The sequence below is a fragment of the Candidatus Eisenbacteria bacterium genome, assembly GCA_005893275.1.
In the GTDB taxonomy this organism is placed as follows: domain Bacteria; phylum Eisenbacteria; class RBG-16-71-46; order SZUA-252; family SZUA-252; genus WS-7.
This window is the reverse complement of sequence record VBOW01000029.1, coordinates 19,652-40,587: the sequence shown is the minus strand read 5'-3', so window position 1 is coordinate 40,587 and position 20,936 is coordinate 19,652. Positions and strand designations below refer to the sequence as shown.

The window sequence follows — 20,936 nt, the reverse complement described above, 5'->3', positions numbered from 1 at the left end:
GGTCACTGCGACTCCCCTCACAACGCCGAGCGTACCGCGTCGGGCCCAGGCCCGATTACCCTGCGTCATTATAGCACGTAGGAATAGCACGTAGGACGCTCTCGGCGCTCAATCGGCGCTGAGCTCGATCTTCGTCCTGCCGACCCAACGCGGGGCCGAATCAATTGTCTGCCGGAGAATGAGGTTCAGCTGCGCGGCATGGTGCTGAACGTGCCGCATGTTGTAGAGGAGCAGCTCCGAGACGCTGCCGTCAACCGACCCGAATCTACGGCGTTGAAGGGCCCCCTCCTCCGTCAGAGCTTCGATCGTTGCTCGGCACTTTCTCCGGCCGTGGGCGAGATAGCGTTGAAGCTCGTCTTTCGTATACACCCGCTCCGGGAGCACCCCCGCCGGGTCCAGCTCGGTAAGGGTGAAGGGAGCGGGAGGAGCGAATCCCTCGGCCGAGTCGGAAAGGTAAAAGTCGAGGAAGAAGAGCGTGTGATACACGAGATACCAGTATTCGGGCTTTCGCGTGCGGTCGCCCCACAGCTCCTCGGGACAGGCGAGCAGAGCGTTCTCGAGCATGTCGATAGCGGCCCCGAACTGCTGCCAGACGATTGCCTTGCTTGCAGCATCCATTTCAGAATTCCCCGGCGGATGTCCCTTTAGCAAGATCGGAGTTTTGTCGCACAGCCGAGGATATACCCGTGAGGAAGTAACAAGCGTAGGAAGTGGCAGGGCGCCGGTCCCTCTGGTCGCGCCCGGGGTGACCCCGAGGCTTGGGGGGATTACGCTAGAGGTTTAGGTCGCCAGTAGGCGCTGACCGAGATGCTAGCGAACCCTGCCACTGCTGAAGGAAGGTCGTTGAGGTGACCGAAGTGCGCCATCGGGAGAACTCGGAAAATGGGGTCAGGGAAACCCTGATATGCCGACGCCAGGTGGTCTCCCGGGTGGTCCCATAGAGCCTCCCTGGGCCTCGCGCGGGCTCCGCGCCCAACCCGCGTGGTCCCTCTCGGCCACGGGTCGTTCGCGGTATAAAATTGCGGGACCTTCGCTTACCCGGATAGGGTAGGATGCGTTGGGGGTGTCCTTGTGAAGGGAGGCCTCAAATGAAACGTCTCACGATGGCGGCGGTCCTTATCCTTCTGGCATCCGCCCTCCTTGCCGCCGACGCGCAGCAGCCGCCCACCTACACATGGGTTCAAGGCACCATCCACGCCGTACAGCCGAAGAGCGGATCGTTCGAAATGGTGACCGGTGTCGGCATGTCGCTGCGTCTCCTGCGTCTCCTGGCCTCACACAACGCCCAGGTCGCGGGGGGCGGCGCAGCGCTGACCGACCTCAAGCGCGGCGACATCTGCCGAGCGCTGTGCTACGCGTCCGACGGAAAGCTCTTCGCGGATCGTATCGAGAAGGTCGCCGCCCGGTGAGGCGCGCGACGGTCACCTCATTCTTCCTCCTCGGCATCGCCGCGAGCGGCTGCGCGAGGTTCGTGCACCCCGGCGATCCGATCTCGGGGCTGACTCCCGAGCAGCGCGACCAATTCCGGCGCGGCCGGGCGGTCTTCGACAGCGTGTTCACGCCGGAAACCGGGCTTGGTCCGCTCTTCAACTCCGCCGCCTGTGGGGAGTGCCATGAAAACCCTGTGGCGGGGGGAAGCGGTGACGAGGTGGAGGTGCATGCCACCGCCTTCCACGTCGATGGGAACTGCGATATGCTCGCGGCGGAAGGTGGCCCCGTGTTTCAGCAGGAGGTGACGCCCGCGCTCAAGGCGGCATTGGGAATCGAGCGGGAGCCCATACCTGAGGACACCACCGGGCGCGGCCTACGGAGCTCGCCGGCGATTTTCGGCCGTGGCCTCCTCGATGCCGTACCCGACTCAGACCTCATCTCCTATGCGGATCCGGACGACCGGAACCACGACGGGATTTCCGGGCGGCCCAACCGGTTCGTGGATGGACGCATAGGACGGTTCGGGCGCAAGGGCTTCGTGCCGAATCTGAACGAATTCAACGCGGGCGCGTTCGTCATAGAGCAGGGCATCACGAATCCTGCCGCGCCCACCGAGGAATCGATCGGGGGTGACTCCATTCCCGCGGGGGTCGATCCCACCCCCGATCCCGAGATCAACCAAGAGGCCCTCGATCTCACGAACGACTTCCTGCGGTTCTTGGCCCCGCCTTCGCCCTTGCGACGGACCGAAGCAGCCAAGAGGGGCGAGAAGCTTTTCGCTCACATCGGATGCGCTTCCTGCCATCTCCCGAGGCTTCGCACGGGGAAGAACCCCGTGCGTGCGCTCAACCGGAAGACTTTCTTCGCCTACACCGACCTCCTCTTGCACGACATGGGCCCGGATCTGGCGGATATTTGCCTCGGCCTCGCGACCCCGTCCGAGTTCAGGACCGAGCCTCTCATCGGCGTGCATCTCTCGTCACATTTCCTTCACGATGGCCGCGCTGCGACGCTCGAGCAGGCGATCGAGCTGCACGGAGGCGAAGGATCCGGGACACGGGATCGTTTCAAGGCGCTCAAGCCGAAGGAGCGGGAGGCGGTCATCGCGTTTCTGAAAACGTTGTAGGCAGGGCGGCGGCCCTCGCGCCCGGATCCCGGAAGCCCAGGGTCGCACCCATCTTACTTCCCTCGCGTTTCAGAAACGCGCCAGGAAGATGGCGAACGCGATGACGCCGGCCGCAGTTCGTGCCGCATGAAGGTGCCCCCACCGTGCGAGCAGCCCCGGGGCCTCTTGCCCTCGAGGATCCAGGCTCGGGTCGAGCAATCGCTTGTTCGTAGGAAGGATCACAAGAAGAGTGAAGGGAATCGCGGACGCCAGAAGAATCGCAGCCAGCGCGAGCCAGGCGTCGTGCCGCAGCCAGGCCGACCACAGACCCGTGGCCGTACCGATCACCGCCAGGATGGATTGCATCACCGCGGCTCTGGGATAGCTCGCCACGAACTCTTTCACGGCGAACTCTGCCCCGCGGGAGATTCGCGCCGGATGCTGGACCGCGCTCACGAAGAGTGCGGCGCCGGCGAAGAGACCCGCGCAGGTTGCCGCGTAGACAAGACTCAGCATGTGTTGCCTCCAGGGGTGCCAGATCAGCGCCTGACGATCCCGACCACATTCCCGGTTCCGCACTCCAGCCGCAGGAGCTCGCCCTTGCGGACCCCGTAGCGAGCGACGGGAACCTGGTAGTCGCCTCGTCCGCCCGCCGAACGGACCAGAATCAGGGGCGCGCCGTCGCGTGGATCAATCATGGGATTCTTGCATTCATCCCCGGGAGTGGGCTCCACAGCCCTGCCGTCGGGAGCGCGCACCAGAAAATGGGTGGGCGCGTCGATCGCGGGGTGAATCCCCGAAGCGCAGCCACCGACGAGGCTCAGCGTGATCAGGGCAGCGACCGCCCAGAGCGAGAGCGACCGATCGGCGCTCTTCCCCGCGAAGCTCACACCATAATGACCGATGAACATGGGCGCGGCCCTCATTTCGGCTTCGATCCAGCTCCCCTTGGTACGAGGTAATCGTGCGCGGCCACGATTACCCACCCGTCCCTGCCGCGGACCCAGGTGTCGGTGAAGCGGTATCGACGGTTGAACGGACCGTCGGCGCCGCGCCCCCGCACGACCAGCCAGCCTGTGACCACCGCCGTCGTGCCGAAGGAGTGGACGCGCATGTTCTTATTGCGCGCAAACTGCACGCTGTCGGTCCCGGCGGTCAGTTCACGCACAACCGCGCCGCCCCCCATCATGCGGTCGTTCTCCGTGTACACGAATCCCTTCGCAAGGAGCCGGCGAAAGACCGTCGCGTCACGCCGTACCAAGGCCCTGGCCCATTCATTCTCGAGGCGCACGAGCGTGGTCGCCTCGGAGGCGGACGCGTCGCGCTCTCGCGCGCCCCCGCCGTCGCGCACCCCCGGCGTCGCCTGCGCCGCAGCGCGCGAGACCGGGCCCGCGGTGCAGAGGCCGAGGAGAAAAATCGCTGCGAGAGCACGGCTCATGGAGTACCCCCTCTCCCCCGTCAAATCCTGTCCCAGTCCCAGATGGCATACCGGGTCGTGGAATCGACCGGATGGCCGCACTGCTTCAACGTGAGCAGGATGTTGCCCCGGTGATGGCTCTCATGCGCGATGAAGTACGCCAGGTACGGGATGAGGCCACGCTTGATCGTTCGGACGCCGGGGGCGCCTTCGCTCGCAAGGCGAAACAGATCCTCGACGCGTCGCGCGGAATCGCTCATGGCCGCGACGAGGGCTCTTCGGTCGGGCTCATCGTACGTAGCGAAGGTCCGGGCTCCCTTCGCGAGGGACTTCGCCCGGCGATTCAGGTGCCAGACACGCACGTTGTGGAGGTGGGCGAATTGACGGACGACATTGCGGCCGCCGCGCGTGGAGAGCGTGCACCGCATCCCGGCGTCGCTGATGCGTTCGATCAGGCGAAGGTTGATTCGATGGTTGGTGCGCCAGGCCTCGACTATTTGGTCGACCATAGGAGCGCGTAGGATACCACGGGGACGGGATCCGATCGCCCCGGGGCGCCGCGGGGCTCCTACCGCAGGGCGCGGAACGCCGAGCCAACGAAGGCCTTGACCTGGGCCCCGCCCGTCAGCTTGAGCCACACCGGGCCTCCATTCGGCTCGACCTCGACCGAGAACCGCAGAAAGGGGCAGCACATCCGCTCGAGACCGATCCATTCTGCGAGCTCCGCGATCGCGCCTGCTTCCGCCGCGAATCGGAATGCGTAGCCGTCCGAAAGCTCGCGCCTCTCCAGGATTCTCCCGCCCAACTTCTGGAGCAGCGAGGCGTGGCGCTCTCGCTCCGACGCGGAAAACGCGTCGAGGTTACACGCGATGGGGATTCCGGAGTCTGCTGCGGTCATGGAAGGGGCCGGCACCCCGCTATTTCGGCGGCCATATTCCGAGACCGCGCCGGACCAAGACCAGTTGACCCACGTGGTAGGCGTTATGGTCGGCGACCAGGAGGACCTCACGTAAGTAGGTCTGGCCCGCGCCGTGCGGAATCCGCGCGAAGAGGTCCACGGCGGAGTCCGCGGCCAGTTTCTTCAGCGCCTCGCGGTCGCGGCGAAAGGCGGCGATGCTTTCATCCCACGCCTCCCCTGTGGGCGGACCTGCGCCCGACGGCCAGTATTCCTCGGGCCACGCCCGCTCCGCATAAGCCGGGTTCCGGCAGAAGTCGAGGATGTCGTGCTGCGTGAGCCGCAAATGCTCGAGAAGCTGCCACGGCGAGTGAGGCAGGTCGTGCGGCGTGGTGCCTTGGAATGCGGGAGCGATCCCCTTCACCGCCGCATCGAAACCGACGTGCGCGTCTTCCCAGTCCAGAAGCTTCAGGAGATGTTTGCGAAGAGGCTCGTCTCGAGCCATCGAGGGTACCCTCCATGGTCACCCCTTCGGCAAGAAGCGCCCCGTGCGCTCCCGATACGCTCGGTACTCATCGCCGAAGCGAGCCGCCAGATTCTGCTCCTCTTTACGTGTGCGGAGCAAGATCAGCGCGAGCACCAGCACCCCGGTGGCAAACAGGAACCAGTTGGCCGTGATGAGAAAAACCGCCGCCACGAAGAGGGCCAACGAATCGTAGAACGGGTGACGTACCCAGCGGTAGGGACCGCTCGTCACGAGCGTATGCTCCTTCCTCGTGACGACCGTGTCGGTCAGATTCGGTCCCAGGGTTCGGAAGGTCCAGATCCACAACACCCCCGCCACGGCCCCGATGCAGAGCCCCATCACCCGGAGCCGATTCGGCAGCTCCACGTAGGACCAGGCCAGCCGCGACGGATCGATCATCCACATGAGAAGAGCAAGCACGAAGACCAACCCGACCGGCCGGAGGGTCAGCAGAATGAAGAGCCCTTCCTGGCCGCGGTCGAGCCTTTCGCCCGTCGCCTGTGATTTGATCCGGTGGTATAACGCGATCGGCAGGAGGATCAGAGCGCCCAGGATGAGCGCGACCCGGAGCATCTCGTGCATCGCACCCCCGATGGATCCCGGGCTACGGAGCTGCCGGGTCCACTCTCTTCAGCGGTATCTCAGGTCCCGGATCGGGGCAGGATAGGCCACGTCGGGCCCACCCGGGGCCGTGTACTCGAACGCGCCGAGATCGAGCAGGCCCAATAGGGATCGCGTCTTCCCCTGCGCATCGTAGACGTACTGGCTGGTGGGGGTGAGGATGTACCCGGTGGAGGAGATGCCGGGCAACGCGCCCGCGTTCAGGACCGACGACGGCGAGATGGAAGTGAGGTGGAAGTCGTACGCTGCCGGGTTCGCGAACCTGGGCGAGTTGTTGAACGAGGGCTCGAAATAGTTGCTGCTCTCGGTCACCGTGGACCCGCTGGACCAATAGGTGCCCGGGCCGTAAAAAATGTTGTTCATCGCTTTGACGATGGAGCCGGCGCGCAATCTCATGAAGGTCCCACTGCCCAGGTTGTTCACGAGGGTGTTGCTCATCACGTAGAGGTCGTTGACGCCGAGCTGGCTCTCCATTCCATAGGCAAGCATGGAGCTGTTGACCGAGCTCGGGCCCTGCTCGATCACGTTTCCGATGACGTAGGACCGGCCGCAATCCGGAATATCAATGCTGTAGCTCGACTCCCCGTCGGCTTCGTCCATGATGCGGTTGTATAGAATGTAGTTATTCCGCGCGCGCGTCTTGATGTTGTGCCCGATCCATGCTCGGTGGGTGTAGGAGTATCGGATCGTGAAGCTCCTGCCGTGGACGTACATGTTGTGGGATTGGCCGTCCCCGTGGCCGTTGTGATCGAAAACGCTGTATTCGATCAGGATCGAATCGGCCCCGCCCAGGATCCCGTCCTCGTTGTCGTGAAAATAGCAGTTTCGAAGGACCAGGTTCCCCGGCGTGTCGAACCGGATCCCGGCGCCGTTCCAGCCCGAGACCGAGGCGGCGCCGGAGAATTCGATGTTCTCCGCGGTGAAGTTCGTCCCGTAGAAGACCCAAATCCCCTTGTCCTGCTCGACGACCCCGTCGGAGCGCATGTAGGCGCGGCCGCCGACCCCGCGAACGACGAGATTGTTCGAAGTCCACTCGGTCACGTCCGCGCTGTAGACCCCGGCATCGACCAGCACCGTATCGCCGTCTTGCGTTGCCTGGGAGGCATCCCGCACGGTGGTATAGGTCCTGCTCGGGCCCACGCGAAGCGTCCTGGCGACGGAATCCGCGTGGAATATGCAGAGCGAGAGCACGACGGCGACGCCAACGCATGCCGACGAGGACAGGGGGCTTGAGGCCTTCATACGATCATTCATGTTGAAATCTCCATTGAGCTGCCGGGATCCCGCCCCCCAAGGCGCCGGCCAATGATGTGCAGCTTACCTGGAAAGAAATCGACAGGTGGGCACAAAAGCTTAATCGAAACCTCCCCATGCAATTGTCGCGCCATAACCTAGGTCCCCGCCGCTCATTGGTTGAACCCCACCAGGCTTCCTCTACTCCATGGTGTCGTTCTAACGAGAGATCGAAATTTCCGTCAGGTGAAATACCCGTGCTATTCCCTATCGACCCCGCGCAACCGTACCGGTAGACACACGGCGTGCCCTCATTTGTGCGTCCCGCAGGGGCCGTATCCAGACGGCTCCTGTCCCGCCGGGTACTTGCTTCGACGCGTAGCCTAAGGTGCGCCCTTCACTTCGGGAGCCGCGGTGTAGGGCGTCGGACCCCCCTGGCACGCTCTCTGCGGAACCAGGGGATTCGGTGATCCGGGTCCTTTGGAGGCCCCCCCACTATCAGCCCGGATTGGTCTACGGGACAGCCGCCATGTGAGCGATTCACGGGACGGCCGCTAGGGGGACCGAACCGGTTGACATAGATGCTCCCTCGACGAGAGCGGGGGGGCGAGAGTGAGGCGCCTTTGGAACGCAGTGTGCGGCCAGGGGCGCCTTCGATTTTCTGGGCCGGGCTACTGCGCCCCATGCACCATGTGCTCCATCGACTCGGCAAGGCTCTCGGGGCGGACCGGCTTCTGGATGAAGCCGGCGTGGGCAGCGGCCGCCTGCGTTTCGGCTTCCTGGTGGCCTGAGATGACGATCACCGGAATCGGTCGGAGCGCAGGATCCCGGTTCCTGCCCGCGAGGAAAGCCCATCCGTCCATGACCGGCATCACCAGATCGAGCAGGATTACGTAGGGCGCAGGGTGCGTTCGGAGATATACGAGCGCTTCCTTGCCGTTCGCGGCACCGACCGATTCATAGCCGTCCAGCGCCAACACCTGTTGCATCGCCTCTCGCGCGTCCGACTCGTCGTCGATCACGAGCACGACCTTTCGCTCTGATGACGCGCCCGGTATGGCTCGCCTGCCCACAGCCTCCCCGGCCCCGGCGGTCCGGTGCGAATCGTCGGCATCATCGTAGGGGCGCGCGATCGGAAGCGTGAAGTGGATCGTCGTGCCCGCGCCCATCTCGCTCTCTGCCCAGATCCGGCCCCCGTGAGCCTCGATGATCCCCTTCGCGATCGTGAGCCCGAGACCAACTCCCAAATTGGAGGTCTTGGCTGCTTGCCAGAACTGCTCGAAGATATGCGGGAGCTCTTCGCTCGGGATTCCCGCCCCGGTGTCACCGACCGAGAACCAGACCTCGTTGCCCTTCGGTTGGGCCCGGACCGTGACGGTGCCTTCCTGTGGAGTGAACTTGATCGCGTTCCCGATCAGGTTCGTGAGCACCTGCAAGATCCTCTCTCGGTCGCAGGTGAGCACAAGATCGGAGACGCCCGCCAGATCACACTGCAGGCGCACCGAAGCAATCGCCTGAAACCCTTCGAGGGCTTCCCGGACCAGAGGGAGGAGCGGGCACGGTTTCCTGTCGACCGCGAGGTGGCCGGATACGATCCCGACGCTATCCAAAAGGTCCGCGACGAGACGGGTCATCTTCTCCGCCGTGCGATGAATCATCTCGGCGGATTTTCGGCTCTGAATCCTCCGGTCGGTGGCCACGGGGCTCTTCAGAAGCACCGCGCTTGCCATGTCGACCACACCCAAGAGGTCTCTCAGATCATGCGAAACGACGCCGAGAAGATTTTCGCGGATGCGAATCGCACGCTGCACCTGGGTATGAAGCCGTGCGTTGTCCGCGGCAACAGCCGTCCGGCGGGCAATATCTTGGAAGAAGAGGACGTCTTCGGAGGTGTAATGGCGCTTCGACTCGGTCACGATGAACGTGAGCGTCGCGAGCAACTTTCGCCGCACCATGAGCGGCACAATGATCATCGACCTCGGACCAATCGCTCGGACGAGGTCGGAGTCCTCCTCACTCAGGCCGGAAAGGAAAAAGGGCTCCTCGGTCCGCTCGAAGAGGACGGGACTACGCGACGTCGCGACCCTCCGCTGCAGAGCCTGCGGGCCCGGCCGTAATGCGGACTCTTTGACACGTTCCGCCAGCGCCAACTGTTTTTCCGGGCTTCCGAAAGCCACCTCCAGGCGCTGAAGCCGCCCATTCTCGTCGAGCACGTCGGCGATGCAGAGGTCCGCCAGCGCCGGGACCGCGATGCGGACCACACGCTCCAGTACCGTCGGGTAATCCAAAGTGGAAGAAAGCATCTCTCCGGCGTCGGCGAGGAAACGGAGCCGATCGAGCTGCTTCAAGGCGGTGACGTCGATGAGGGCGCTCCTGTATCCGATCATGGCCCCGTCGTGGTCCCGGAGCGGAACGGTCGCCATCTGCATGACCCAGGTTCCGTGGCTCCTGCTCGACAACGTCCACTCGGTCGTCACCCGGTCCGTCTTCTCCGCGCAGGCACGCAGATGGGCTTCGAAATTGAGCTGGGTCCGGAAGGGATCCTTGTCTCGGATGGAGATCACGGCGGGGAACCGCTTATGGACGAGCTTTTCCCTGGGCACCTCGAGGAGCGAGGCGCCGGTCAGGTTGATCTCCTGTATATAGCCCTCGAGGTCGAACGTGCAGTATCCGACCGGCGCGAAATCGTAGAGGTCAGCGTAACGGCTCCGGGAGTCTTCGAGTAGCTGCTGCCCTTCCTGAAGCTCGCGATTCTGCATCTCGAGCTCGATCTGGCTCACCTGGAGGTCGTGCACCAGGCGTACCGGGTCGCTGGCCTTCAGCGCAGTCTCGAGGCGGCGCTCGGCGTCCTGAAGCTTCCGGAGCTCCCGAATCAGCTCCGTCTTCGACATCTCTTCCAGGTGTGCCTTGGCCATGGCGGCCTACGGAAGAGGGTTCACTCCTCGAACGACAGGAGTACGAGGGCGGACTCGGCCGGAACCGGAATCCGGCTGCCGCCTACTTTCAGCGTTTGTGTGCTGCCCCGCGCGGCAGGTTGACGAAGCAGAACTCCCCGAAAGCTCTCCCCGGTGCGGAGTGTCACTTCCAAACGTTGGCAAAGCTCGCCCGTGTCCGCCCACTGCGGGTCTCCATCATTCGGGAAGATGGTCCCGATGGTTTCCTGCTCGACGACTTGGAAGTAGTCGTAGAAGGGCTGATTCACCCACACGATGCGCAGCTTGCTGTCGACGATCATGAGCGGATGGTGGATGGCGCCCAGAAAATGGCCCGCATACTCCCCGACGTCACGGGTCAGCATCGCAGATTTTTTTCGCGCGTCAATATCCATCAGGGTGATGACCGCTCCTCGGATCACATGGTCCAAGGTCTTGTAGGGCACGATCCGAACCGAGTACCACCGACGGTTTCGGCAGAGAACATCTTCCTCCAGAGTGTTCAGTGTCTCCACCACGCCGCGGACTTTGGTCAAGACGTCGGCCCCGAAGAAGCCATCGATGAAGCTGATCGAACGACCCAGGTCGCCAGCGACCAGACCCAGCAGCTTCTCCGCGGCGAGAGTGTATCTCCGGATGCAAAAATCCATGCCAACGATGAGGACGGAGTTGTCGAACCCCGCCAGGAGGTTGTGCAGGTCGTCGTTGGAGAGACCGAGCTCCGACATTCTGTTCTGGAGCTCCTCGTTGACGGTTGTCAACTCCTCGTTCGTGGACTGCATCTCTTCCCTTGATGTCTCCAGCTCTTCGTTCGTGCTCTGCAGCTCTTCGTTGGAAGACTGAAGCTCCTCATTGGCCGACTTGAGCTCTTCGTTGGCGCTCTCTTTGTCCTCGATAGTGGCCTGCAGGTAGTCCTTGGTGACCTCGAGCTCCCGTTCCAGCTCCTGAAGCCGTTTTCCCAGGGCCACGATCCGCTCGTCCGGCTCGTCCGTTGGAATCGGGGGAAGCTCCTCGGGAGGCTCCATCGCCAAGAAGGACACGAGGAGGCACCGGGTCTTGGTCTCCGGATCTTGGATCGGCACCAGGTCGAGTCTCACGGCACCTGGCTTGCCGGCGTCCGAAAACTTCACGTCGGTGCTGACGCGGATCTGCTCGGCAAACGCCTGCTGAATAGCCCTCTTGAGCTCGATGCGCAGCTCGGGACGGGCCAAGCGTAAGATGCTGAAGCTGGCCGAGCCAGGCGCCGGATCGAGGTAGGGACCCGTGTGCCCTCGGAAATGCAAAATATCGAGGTTCTCATTGAGGAGCACGCCCGGGGGGGCGTACACGTCGAGAATCTTACGGTCGGCCAACGCTTGAAGGCTGATCACCGGAGGCGCCGCCCCGCGCTGGTTCCGCTCCGGGATGTTGGGGCCGCTCAGCATGGTTTCGAGAGCGAACGTCGAGCCTGAAGGTTTTTTCGAGTAAATCTTGCTCGTCCGATCGACCAAGCTGAAAAGCTCCGGGCCGTCTCCGACCGTCTCCGAGCTGCCGAGCAAGAGATAGCCGGACGTGTTCAGAGAGTAGTGGAGGATACTCAGCACCTTCTTCTGCGTCGAAGGCTGCAGATAGATGAGGAGGTTTCTGCAGCTCACCAGGTCCATGCGGGAGAAAGGCGAGTCCTTGATCAGGTTCTGCTGGGAAAAAACAACCGTGTCGCGGACACGCCGCGTGACGTGATATTCGGTGCCCTTCTTGGTAAAGAAACGACTCAGCCTTTCCGGAGAAACATCGAGCTCGATGTTCTGCGGGTAGCTTCCTCGGCGCGCGTGCTGAATCGACTGCTCGTCCACGTCGGTCCCGAAAATCTGGATCCTCTTCTCCTTCCCAACGCTCTCCAAGAATTCGATCAGAGAGATGGCGATGGAATAGGCTTCCTCCCCCGTAGCGCAGGCCGGCACCCAGACACGAACCGGCGCGTGCGTCCCGGCATGCTCCAGCACTCTTGGAAAGACCTTCGTCTTGAGCGCCTCGAAGGTCGTCCGGTCCCTGAAGAAGTTCGTGACGGTGATGAGCGTGTCCTTGTACAAGGCCTGAAGCTCCCCGGCATTGGTCTGGACGTACCTCACGTAATCCTCGAGGCTTCCGATTTTGTGGAGGATCATCCGCCTTTCGATCCGCCGCTCCACCGTCGAAGGCTTGTAGCGGGTCAAGTCGTTTCCGAAAGCGGACCGAATCAGGATGAAGAGCCTCGCGAGCTGCTCTTGAAACTGCGGCGCCCGCGCGGGAGCGCTCGGCAGCTTCACTCCATGCGGTCGCTTTGCGATCCGGGTCAGCTCTTCGGCGATCTCCTTGGGCGGGAGGCAGAAGTCCGCGAACCCGCTCGCAAGGGCGCTCCGCGGCATGCCGTCGTACTTGGCGGAAGAAGGGTCCTGGACGAATGTGATTCCGCCCGCTTCCTTGACCGCCCTAAGCCCGAGGGTGCCGTCCGTGCCTGTCCCCGAGAGGATGATCCCGATGCTCGATGCCCCCTGGTCTTGGGCGAGCGTGCGGAAAAAATAGTCGATGGGCAGGTAGGGACGCTCCCCGGCGGGTGCGATGAGGTGAATCACACCGTTCATGAGCGCGAGATCGGTGTTGGGCGGGATCACGTAGACCCGATTCGGCTCGACCGTCATCGATTCGGCCGCGGTCGTGACTTCGACTTTGCTGCTGCGCGAGAGAAGCTGGGGCAGAACGCTTTCACGATCCGGGGCGAGGTGCTGGACCACGATGAACGACATGTTGTCCAGCGGCACGTGCTTGACGAGCTGACCCAGCGCCTCCAGCCCGCCGGCTGATGCGCCGATGCCGACGATGAAGGGCCTCTCCGCCTCTCGTTCCGGCTCCGAGGCCTCTTCCAGCTCGACCGCCCGATCCTGGTCCTCGTCCTCGAAAAGCGCGTCGCGGTCCTTGCGCCCTGTCTCGGGGGTCTGGTCAGCCATGTTGCCTCCCGGCTGGGTCATGAGGGTCAACCACTCACGCTAGCATCCCGGGGAGAAGTCGGCAAGCTGAAGCGCCACGGAATTGACACAAATAAGGAGCGAGCCCGATTCGCTGCATACAGGCGCGGCGGGATGAGCTTTGGTAGGTCTAGTGCTCGCCTGCGCGGGGAGCTGCCGACGTCTCCAAGGGGACGATCCCGCGTTGGAGGGCGAAACGCACTAGATCCGTTCGGCTCCGGAGGCCGAGCTTCCGCATGAGGTTCGCGCGGTGGCTCTCCGCGGTGCGTGGGCTGATGAATAATCGCTTCGCGATTTCGCCGCTTGTGAGCCCCTCGGCAACCAGGTGGAGCACCTCTCGCTCGCGCGACGTGAGCGTGCCGTACGGATCAGCGCCGATGGGCCGCCGGAGATACGACTCGATCCGGTCGGTGGAGAAAGGGGCGCTCAGGTAGCGGCGGCCGGCTGCTGCCTCGCGGATCGCCGTCACGAGCTCCTCGACGCTCGCGTCTTTGAGAACGTAGGCGGAAGCCCCACTTCGGAGAGCCTCGACGACGTGCGCCTCACTCGAATACATGGAGAGAATGACAACGCGGGTCCTGGGAAGCCGCTTCGCCACGCGGCGCGTCACGTCGAAGCCGCCGAGACCCGGCATCATGAGATCCAGAACCAAGACGTCCGGCCTTAACCGCTCGGCCAGACTCATGACCTTGAGCCCGTCCTCGGCTTCGCCGATCACGGCGAATCCGGATTCGGCCTCCAGAAGCGCGCGAAGGCCCCGGAGGACGATCCTGTGATCGTCCGCCAGGACGATCGTCGTGGCCGAGCTCGCGGAACTCATGGGATCACTCCCGGCGCCGTACTCCGAAGCGGCAGCTCCGCCAAGAGCCGCGTGCCCAGCGCGGGAGAGGATTCGATCGTAAGGTGCCCTCCGAGGAGGTGGGCGCGCTCCTCCATGCCTGTGAGACCGGCGGAGCGGCCGGCCCGCGCCGCCTCCTGATCGAATCCTGACCCCCGGTCTTCGACCCGTAGCTTCAGGAATTTCGAATCCGCCTGGACCTCCACTTCGACAACCTCAGCGCCCGCATAGCGAGCCGCGTTGGTGAGCGCCTCCTGAATGAGGCGGAATGCCGCCGTCTCCACGGGCCTGGGAAAGCGCGAATCCGCGCCGACGTGGCTGAACGAAACGCGGATCCGGGTCTGTTCGGTGAAGCGCTCGAAGTGCCAGACAAGCGCGGACAAAAGCCCCAGCTGATCGAGCATCGGCGGCCGCAAATCCATCGAGATATTCCGGGTGCGGTCCATCAGCTCGTTGACGATTTGCAGCATCTGTTCGCGCCGCGATCCCGCGAGCCCCGGCTGAGGCTCCCGCTCGTCGGCGCTCAGCATCAGCTTGAGTCCCGTCAAGAGCTGACCGACTTCGTCGTGAAGCTCGCGTGCGATCTCGGATCGTTCGGTTTCTTGGATATCCACGAGCCGTCGCGAGAGAGCCTCGAGACGCTCCCGCCCGCTCTCGGTCTCTTGGAGCAGCCGCCGGAGGCTTCGGTGTGTGGAATCGGCGGTGAGTAGAATGGCGGGCACCCGATCGAACGGGACGGGGATCCACGCCGCCTCGACGTCGAACAGATCCCCGCTTTTCTTCTTATGACGCCAGAGGCCGATGCCCGGCGAGTTAGGCTGCCCGTTGATCAGGCTCCGCTGGACGGTTGATGCATCTTCGGGAAGATGAATATCGAGATAAGACATGCGTAGGAATTCATCGCGCGAGTAGAGATATTTGGAAACCGCCGCATCGTTTACCGCGAGAAAGCGGAGCGTGGCTCGGTCGAGTACCCATGCAGGGTGTGGGTACCTCTCGAAGACGATCCGGTACTGATCAACGCGGCGCTCTGGATCGTTCGGTTTCCGCCTCGAGATTACTTTCAAATCCTTCGCTTCCCGCAGCATGGCGCGATCCTGTCACTCAGTGACGGCACAGGACCCCCCATTCCCTAGAATTAATACACCAACAACCACCAGAGGTGGGCTGCGATAGCGGAGCTTCAGCGTGCGGGATCGTACAAGCGCTTGGTGGTCAAAAACCTTCGTCAGCGCGTCATACCACGGCGGGGGTCCCGGTTGCGGCCACCTTGACCTTTATTAACACTACGCCTGAGATGGGCTGGAGTCAAGCCTCCGGGTGGGCCCCGCCCGTGCCTCCGCGGGGCCCCCCGTGCCTCCGCGGGGCCCCGCCCGCCCCCGCGGGGCCCCCGCCCCGCCCCCGCCTCATCGATACAGCCTCTTGATCGCGCCCCACGTGCTGGGGCTCACGTCCGTGGTGCATCCGTTCACGCCCCCAGGAGTCGGAGGGCAGCCCGTTCCAGCCGGCGTCCCACCCCCAGTGTAACGATTGAGCGAGTCGAAAAGAATCCAGTCCTCGCTTTCCGTGCTCGCGTGGCCGACCGACCGGTCGTTTCCTCCCTCGATGCTCCCGTACGTGTGTGTGTCGACGGTGGTGGTGTCGGGTCCGGTGACGCGCAGCAGATATACCTGGTCCCCGGAATTGTTGAGGCTCAGCCCCGCCGCGGCAAGCCCCTGCGATCGCTGCCACGCAACCGCGGCGCTCCCCGTGGTGAGCTTCACCTCCCCCGGGGCGAGGGTTCCCTCGAGCGCAAAACGCACCGTTCTAGCCGCGTCGGCGAGGCGGTACTCCCCGATCGCGAGCGCCTCCGGGCCGACGTTTTGGATCTCGATCCACTCGTCGTTCTTGGAATCATAGAGTCCGTCGCCATCCCAGTCGCGCGCAGGCGACGCGAGAATCTCGTTGAGCCGAAGCCCCGGCGCCACCACGCGCGCCCCTCCCTCGACATCGCGCCTAGACACCGCCTGGGCCGCGACGGCCGCCGCAATGGCGATTACGAGCGCCCACACGACACCTCCCCAACGAACCATGTGCTTTCTCCTTGCGCCGAAGCGCGGTTGTGTCGGGGCGTGTCATGAATCGTCCTTACGTCGGAGCGGAGCGGTTAGTACGTTTCGCGATGCCGGGTGCGCCAGAGGGCGCGGGGGGCTCCTTGATCGGGGAGGAGGCGGGGGAGATTCCACAAGGCCGGAAACACGAGCAGGAGCGAGATCGCCGTCCCCCAACGCGGATCCGCAAGGGAGACCAGGGTCCCCGGCGCGTTCAGCCACAGGGCGAACGCAACGGATGCAATAAGGACGCCGCGCACGCTTCCAAGGCCGTAGAGCGCGATCGTGATCCCCGCGAAGGCGAGCGGGAGGGGCCAGCGCTCGAGCGCCACGGCCGGGTCCGTCCAGAGTTGGAGGGCCCCGGCCAGTCCGGCGCAGACTCCGCCGGCGGCGAGCATCGAAAGCTGGACCAGGTCCACGTCCACCCCGGCCGCCACCGCGGCGAGCGGGTTCGAGCCGACCGTCCTGAGATCGAATCCACGGGCGGACGTGCGCAAGACGTGTGCGAAGGCCAGGGCGAGGAGAAGGCCGAGCGAGAGAACCAGAATTCCCCACGTCAGGACGAAGGTATGCCCCAGCCCGAGGCCCGGGGTCCACCGGAGGGCGGCCGGAACGGGACCCAGCTCGAACGCGAGCGCGGGGAGCGCGGCCGGCGTGAGGGAGAGCGCCCGCGCGACCGGAGTCATCGCCACCCCGAGAAGAAGCCCGCTCACCACCTCGTGGACCGCAAACCGCCTGCGCAGCCAAAGCAGGACGGCCCCCGCGAGCGCGCCGGCCGCGGATCCCCCGAGGAGCGCGAGTCCGGCGCGGGCGGCGGGATCGATCGACGGGGTACGAACGATCGCGGCGGCCACGGAGAACCCGGCGAGAAATTGTGCGTAGATTCCAAGATTCAACACGCCGGCATGGAGCGGCCCCAGAAAACCGAGCCCCAGGAACAGGAGCCCCGCCACCACGAGGATCACATCGCCGCTCCACGGTGCGGCCCACGCGGCCGGGTTCCACGGCGAAGCCTGGCGCGCGAGGATCTGGGTGCCGGCGACGAGAAGGGCAAAGCAGGCGACGTTGGCAAAGAGTGACCTTGCGCCGCCCCGGCAGCGACCCGGGATCACGGACGCACTCCCGATTCGTTCGCGCGGATCACGCCGCCGTCCCCGACATCTCGTCGATGATGGCCTCGCGCGTCAGGGTTTCGGTCACCGGAAGCCACACCAGCCTGCCCGCCGCAAGGACCGCGAGGCGATCGGCCACCCGGAGCGCCTCCTCGGGATCCTCCGAGAGCCAGAGCAGGCCGCTCCGGCGTTCGCACTGCAGCACGAGCGCCTTCCGCACGTACTCCTGCGCCTCAAGGCTCAAGCCCTGCGCGGGGGAGCGCGCGACGAGGAGCACCGGATCGCGCAGCACCTCCCGCGCGATCACGATCCGCTGCTGCGCCCCCAGGCTCAGGTGCCCGAACCGGTCGCGTGGCTTGGCGTCGGGCACCTCGAAATCGCTCAGGGAGCGCACCGCGTTCCCTCGGATCGACTCGAACTTGAGCCAGCCGCGCCTCGCGAACGGGCCACGGCGCGTCTGACCCAGAATGAGATTCTCCTCCACGGTGAAATTCCCCAGCGACTGATCGCGCGCATGCGGCGGGCTCACGAAGCTCACCCCCGCTTCGACCCGCTGGCGACGATCGGTTGCGGCCAGCTCTTTCCCGAGGAACTGGATCGATCCACGGTCCGGGGCGCGATGGCCGAGCAGCACGTCGTGGAGGAGGTTGAGGCCGTCGGCCGGGGCCCCCACGATCGCGAGCACTTCTCCGGCGCGCACTTCGAACGCGACCCCCGCAAGCGACGTCTCGCGGCCTCGCCCTCGGAGGACGATGTTTTCGATGCGAAGCAGCGCGTCGCCCGCAGAGTGTGGCCCGGTCGGCGCCCGCCGGAAACCGCCCCCGGTCCACCGCTCGCTCAGAGCGGACTCCGTGACCTCGGCGGTCGAGACGGTGACCGGCGCCTCGCCTCGCCGGAGGATCGTCACCGCCTCCGCGTCCGGGTAGCCGTCGCGAGCCCACGTGCTCGTGAATACGATCGGGATCCCATCTTCCCGCGCGATGGCGCGGACAACCCCGAGAAAATGCCGCGCCTCGTGGGGACCCAACTCGCTCGTCGGCTCATCGAGGAGCAACGCGCGGGGGGATTCGCCGAGGGCCGCGGCGAGCTCGATCAGCCTCCGCTCGAGCGGACGCAGGGCTTCGACCGGAACGTCCAGCAGAGCCTCCAGCCCGACGCGCTTCGCGAGCGCCCGGGCATGTTCCTCGGCTCTCTTGCCGTGGATCGCGAGCCCCAACCGCCGGGGCGGACGTCCGACCAGGAGGCGTTCCAGGGTCGAAAGTTGGGTGGCATCGCACTCGCGGGGTAAGAATCGCGCGCCGCGCCGCCGGTCGCGCGGAGGGGCATTGTCCGATTCGCCGAGTCTCACCGTGCCGCGCTCCTCGCGGCGAAGCCCGGCGACCGCTTCGAGCAACGCAGTCTTGCCCGTGTCGCGCTCTCCCAGGACCATGTGCACGGCCCCGGGCTTGACTTCCATGTCGAGGTCCCGCACGAGCCAGCGCGAACCGTCCGCCACCGTGAGCCCCTTCACCCTGAGCCCCGTGCTTCTCCCGCTCACTCCCGACCCCCTTCCCACGTCCGTGCCCGTCCCGCCGGCGCGGCGCGCTTCACTCCCGAACGATCCGGGTTCCCGCCGCTCCTTCCAGAGCCTCGCGGATCTTCTCCGGCGAGGTGATCCAGACCGAGCCACCCCCGCTGCGCACGAACTCGATCGCGGCCTGGATCTTCGGCCCCATGCTCCCCTGTGGAAAATGCCCCTCGGCCATGAATCGTTCAAGCTCCGATGCGTTAGCGGTCGTCAGATCCCGCTGGTCCGGCTTTCCGAAATGGACCGCGACCCGGTCCACCCCGGTCACGATCACGAGCGCCTCCGAGCCGAGGAGCCTCCCCAAGAGCGAGGACGCGAGGTCCTTGTCGATGACCGCCTCCACCCCGTGGAGGGTCCCGTCCCACTGGCGAGAGACCGGGATCCCGCCTCCCCCGGCCGCGATCACAACGCTCCCATCCTGCACGAGCTTTCGTATGGCTGCGATCTCCACGATCTCGAGCGGCTTCGGGGAAGGTACGACGCGCCGGTACCCCCGCCCCGCATCCTCCACCACCGTCCACCCCTTCTCCTTCGCCAGGGTTCGCGCGCGCTCGTGGGAATAGAAAGGACCGATCGGCTTCGTGGGACGCCGGAACGCCGGGTCCCGTTCGTCCACGAGCACCTGCGTCACCATCGTCACGACCGGGCGGTCGATCCCGATCCGATGGAGCTCATTCTGAAGGGCCTGCTGCATCATGTAGCCGATACCGCCCTGCGAATCGGCCCCGCATACGTCGAGCGGCATCGGGGGTATCTGATCCCGCACCGCCTCGTTCCGGATCAGGATGTTTCCCACGATCGGCCCGTTGCCGTGGCTCAGCACCACGGTGACGCCCTCTTGGATGAGCCGCGCGATCGGCTCCATCGTCACGCGCGTGATCGAGAGCTGCTCTTCGAATGTGCCGGTCCCGCGGGCGGGGAGAATCGCGTTCCCGCCGAGCGTGATCACGGCGGATCGGGGAAGCTTGTGTGCGCGCGGCTCGGGTTCGCGCGGCGTCATCCGTCAGCGCGCGGCCCGAACCTGGCTCTGGACCCAGACGCCGATGCGGCGGAGCGCCTCGCGGATATTCTCGATCGAGTTCGCGTAGGAGAAGCGCATGTAGCCCTCCCCGCGCGGACCGAACGCGGTCCCGGACAACGCGGCGACACCGGCCTCCTCGAGCAGGATCCGCTCCGCGTCGGCGCTCTTCATCTGGAGCGCCTCGATATTCGGGAACACGTAGAAGGCGCCCGCGGGCTTCAGGCAGCGGATTCCCGGGATCGCGTTCAGACCCCGGACGATCTCGTCGCGCCGCCGGTGGAACTCGGCGACCATGCCGCGAACTTCGCTCTGGGTCCCGCCGAGGGCCACGATGGCCGCCCGCTGCACGAACGAGGTGGCGCAGGAGTAGACGTTCGTGGCGAGCCGCGCGACGTGCTTCGCGAGCGTCGGATTCATGACACCGTACCCGAGCCGCCAGCCGGTCATCGCGTAGGTCTTCGAGAATCCGTCGAGGAGGATCGTCTTCTCCGCCATTCCCGGACGCGTGGCAATCGACTCGTGGACGCCGTCGTAGAGAATCTTCGAGTAGATCTCGTCGGAGAGCACGAAGATCTCGCGCTCGCGGAGCAGCGCGGCGATCTCATCGAGATCTTTGGGGGTGAGGACCGAGCCGGTCGGGTTGTGCGGCGAGTTGAGCACCACCATCCGCGTCCTCGGGGTGAGCAGGGGCTCGAGATCGGCCGCGCCGACCCGGAATCCTCGGTCCTCGCGCAACGGCATCGGAACCGCCTTCGCGCCGATGAAGCGGACCACGGATTCATAGATAGGAAAGCCGGGATCGGGCACGACCACTTCGTCCCCGGGGTTCACGCAGGCCATGATCGCGAACGTGAGCACCGGTTTCCCGCCCGGGGTCACGACGACCTGGTCCGGGGCGGTCGGGAGCCCCCGGTCGCGGCTGATGAAGGCTGCGATCGCCTCGCGCACCTCGGGCAGCCCCGCCGAGGGACCGTAGTGCGTGAACCCCTCGTCGAGGGCGCGCGCCGCGGCGGCGCGGATCGGAGCCGGAGTGTCGAAGTCGGGCTCCCCGATTTCGAGATGCACGATCGAGCGGCCCTGGGCTTCCAACGCCCGCGCTTTCGCGAGAACCTCGAAGGCCGTCTCGGTGCCGAGCTGATTCATCCGGTCCGCGTATCGCATGGGTT

18 protein-coding genes are annotated in these 20,936 nt (G+C 65.0%); 1 reads left to right on the top strand and 17 read right to left on the bottom strand.

The window, feature by feature from the left end:
* Positions 1-108: 108 nt before the first annotated feature.
* Positions 109-618: a DinB family protein gene (locus tag E6K76_06790; GenBank protein TMQ58824.1), complete on the bottom strand. Its 510-nt coding sequence runs from the start codon at positions 616-618 to the stop codon at positions 109-111.
* 556 nt (positions 619-1,174) lie between these two features.
* Here E6K76_06790 and E6K76_06785 point away from each other — a divergent pair.
* Positions 1,175-2,557: a hypothetical protein gene (locus E6K76_06785; protein TMQ58823.1), complete on the top strand. Its 1,383-nt coding sequence runs from the start codon at positions 1,175-1,177 to the stop codon at positions 2,555-2,557.
* A 69-nt stretch (positions 2,558-2,626) separates the two neighbouring features.
* Here E6K76_06785 and E6K76_06780 read toward each other — a convergent pair whose 3' ends face one another.
* From E6K76_06780 to E6K76_06705, 16 genes are all read right to left on the bottom strand, one after another.
* Positions 2,627-3,052 (bottom strand): DUF1772 domain-containing protein, encoded by a 426-nt coding sequence (locus E6K76_06780; GenBank protein TMQ58822.1) that lies wholly within the window; start codon positions 3,050-3,052, stop codon positions 2,627-2,629.
* A gap of 23 nt (positions 3,053-3,075) precedes the next feature.
* Positions 3,076-3,447 (bottom strand): hypothetical protein, encoded by a 372-nt coding sequence (locus tag E6K76_06775; GenBank protein TMQ58821.1) that lies wholly within the window; start codon positions 3,445-3,447, stop codon positions 3,076-3,078.
* Between the two features lie 11 nt (positions 3,448-3,458).
* The gene (locus E6K76_06770) at positions 3,459-3,974 is read right to left on the bottom strand and encodes a nuclear transport factor 2 family protein (protein ID TMQ58820.1); all 516 of its coding nucleotides are present in this window, start codon (positions 3,972-3,974) and stop codon (positions 3,459-3,461) included.
* Between the two features lie 20 nt (positions 3,975-3,994).
* On the bottom strand, positions 3,995-4,666 hold the full coding sequence (locus E6K76_06765) for a hypothetical protein (GenBank protein ID TMQ58819.1): 672 nt from the start codon (positions 4,664-4,666) through the stop codon (positions 3,995-3,997).
* Between the two features lie 204 nt (positions 4,667-4,870).
* A complete protein-coding gene (locus E6K76_06760) occupies positions 4,871-5,353 on the bottom strand; it encodes a DinB family protein (GenBank protein TMQ58818.1) in 483 nt (160 codons plus the stop codon).
* An 18-nt stretch (positions 5,354-5,371) separates the two neighbouring features.
* Positions 5,372-5,956 carry an isoprenylcysteine carboxylmethyltransferase family protein gene (locus E6K76_06755; GenBank protein ID TMQ58817.1) on the bottom strand — a complete coding sequence of 195 codons (585 nt, stop codon included), beginning with the start codon at positions 5,954-5,956 and terminating at the stop codon, positions 5,372-5,374.
* A gap of 48 nt (positions 5,957-6,004) precedes the next feature.
* Positions 6,005-7,249: a hypothetical protein gene (locus E6K76_06750; protein ID TMQ58816.1), complete on the bottom strand. Its 1,245-nt coding sequence runs from the start codon at positions 7,247-7,249 to the stop codon at positions 6,005-6,007.
* Positions 7,250-7,899: 650 nt separating this feature from the next.
* Positions 7,900-10,143 carry a response regulator gene (locus E6K76_06745; protein TMQ58815.1) on the bottom strand — a complete coding sequence of 748 codons (2,244 nt, stop codon included), beginning with the start codon at positions 10,141-10,143 and terminating at the stop codon, positions 7,900-7,902.
* A 20-nt stretch (positions 10,144-10,163) separates the two neighbouring features.
* Complete coding sequence (locus E6K76_06740; protein ID TMQ58814.1) at positions 10,164-13,154, bottom strand: chemotaxis protein CheR; 2,991 nt, start codon at positions 13,152-13,154, stop codon at positions 10,164-10,166.
* Between the two features lie 118 nt (positions 13,155-13,272).
* On the bottom strand, positions 13,273-13,962 hold the full coding sequence (locus tag E6K76_06735; GenBank protein ID TMQ58813.1) for a response regulator transcription factor: 690 nt from the start codon (positions 13,960-13,962) through the stop codon (positions 13,273-13,275).
* Positions 13,959-15,068 carry a hypothetical protein gene (locus E6K76_06730; protein TMQ58812.1) on the bottom strand — a complete coding sequence of 370 codons (1,110 nt, stop codon included), beginning with the start codon at positions 15,066-15,068 and terminating at the stop codon, positions 13,959-13,961. The genes E6K76_06735 and E6K76_06730 overlap by 4 nt, the downstream gene beginning before the upstream one ends.
* A gap of 318 nt (positions 15,069-15,386) precedes the next feature.
* A complete protein-coding gene (locus tag E6K76_06725; protein ID TMQ58811.1) occupies positions 15,387-16,052 on the bottom strand; it encodes a lamin tail domain-containing protein in 666 nt (221 codons plus the stop codon).
* A gap of 74 nt (positions 16,053-16,126) precedes the next feature.
* On the bottom strand, positions 16,127-17,197 hold the full coding sequence (locus E6K76_06720; protein TMQ58810.1) for an ABC transporter permease: 1,071 nt from the start codon (positions 17,195-17,197) through the stop codon (positions 16,127-16,129).
* A 13-nt stretch (positions 17,198-17,210) separates the two neighbouring features.
* The gene (locus E6K76_06715; GenBank protein TMQ58809.1) at positions 17,211-18,719 is read right to left on the bottom strand and encodes an ATP-binding cassette domain-containing protein; all 1,509 of its coding nucleotides are present in this window, start codon (positions 18,717-18,719) and stop codon (positions 17,211-17,213) included.
* Between the two features lie 49 nt (positions 18,720-18,768).
* Positions 18,769-19,749, bottom strand: coding sequence for a carbamate kinase (gene arcC, locus E6K76_06710; GenBank protein ID TMQ58808.1), 981 nt, complete (start codon positions 19,747-19,749; stop codon positions 18,769-18,771).
* Between the two features lie 3 nt (positions 19,750-19,752).
* Positions 19,753-20,931 carry a pyridoxal phosphate-dependent aminotransferase gene (locus E6K76_06705; GenBank protein ID TMQ58807.1) on the bottom strand — a complete coding sequence of 393 codons (1,179 nt, stop codon included), beginning with the start codon at positions 20,929-20,931 and terminating at the stop codon, positions 19,753-19,755.
* Between the last annotated feature and the right edge of the window lie 5 nt (positions 20,932-20,936).

Excerpts from the sequence above, each read along its gene's own strand:
- E6K76_06790 (TMQ58824.1), bottom strand. The coding sequence starts at position 618 with ATGGATGCTGCAAGCAAGGCAATCGTCTGGCAGCAGTTCGGGGCCGCT.
- E6K76_06785 (TMQ58823.1), top strand. The coding sequence starts at position 1,175 with ATGGGTTCAAGGCACCATCCACGCCGTACAGCCGAAGAGCGGATCGTT.
- E6K76_06780 (TMQ58822.1), bottom strand. The coding sequence starts at position 3,052 with ATGCTGAGTCTTGTCTACGCGGCAACCTGCGCGGGTCTCTTCGCCGGC.
- E6K76_06775 (TMQ58821.1), bottom strand. The coding sequence starts at position 3,447 with ATGTTCATCGGTCATTATGGTGTGAGCTTCGCGGGGAAGAGCGCCGAT.
- E6K76_06770 (TMQ58820.1), bottom strand. The coding sequence starts at position 3,974 with ATGAGCCGTGCTCTCGCAGCGATTTTTCTCCTCGGCCTCTGCACCGCG.
- E6K76_06765 (TMQ58819.1), bottom strand. The coding sequence starts at position 4,666 with ATGGATCGGTCTCGAGCGGATGTGCTGCCCCTTTCTGCGGTTCTCGGT.
- E6K76_06760 (TMQ58818.1), bottom strand. The coding sequence starts at position 5,353 with ATGGCTCGAGACGAGCCTCTTCGCAAACATCTCCTGAAGCTTCTGGAC.
- E6K76_06755 (TMQ58817.1), bottom strand. The coding sequence starts at position 5,956 with ATGCACGAGATGCTCCGGGTCGCGCTCATCCTGGGCGCTCTGATCCTC.
- E6K76_06750 (TMQ58816.1), bottom strand. The coding sequence starts at position 7,249 with ATGAATGATCGTATGAAGGCCTCAAGCCCCCTGTCCTCGTCGGCATGC.
- E6K76_06745 (TMQ58815.1), bottom strand. The coding sequence starts at position 10,143 with ATGGCCAAGGCACACCTGGAAGAGATGTCGAAGACGGAGCTGATTCGG.
- E6K76_06735 (TMQ58813.1), bottom strand. The coding sequence starts at position 13,962 with ATGAGTTCCGCGAGCTCGGCCACGACGATCGTCCTGGCGGACGATCAC.
- E6K76_06730 (TMQ58812.1), bottom strand. The coding sequence starts at position 15,068 with ATGCTGCGGGAAGCGAAGGATTTGAAAGTAATCTCGAGGCGGAAACCG.
- E6K76_06725 (TMQ58811.1), bottom strand. The coding sequence starts at position 16,052 with ATGGTTCGTTGGGGAGGTGTCGTGTGGGCGCTCGTAATCGCCATTGCG.
- arcC (TMQ58808.1), bottom strand. The coding sequence starts at position 19,749 with ATGACGCCGCGCGAACCCGAGCCGCGCGCACACAAGCTTCCCCGATCC.
- E6K76_06705 (TMQ58807.1), bottom strand. The coding sequence starts at position 20,931 with ATGCGATACGCGGACCGGATGAATCAGCTCGGCACCGAGACGGCCTTC.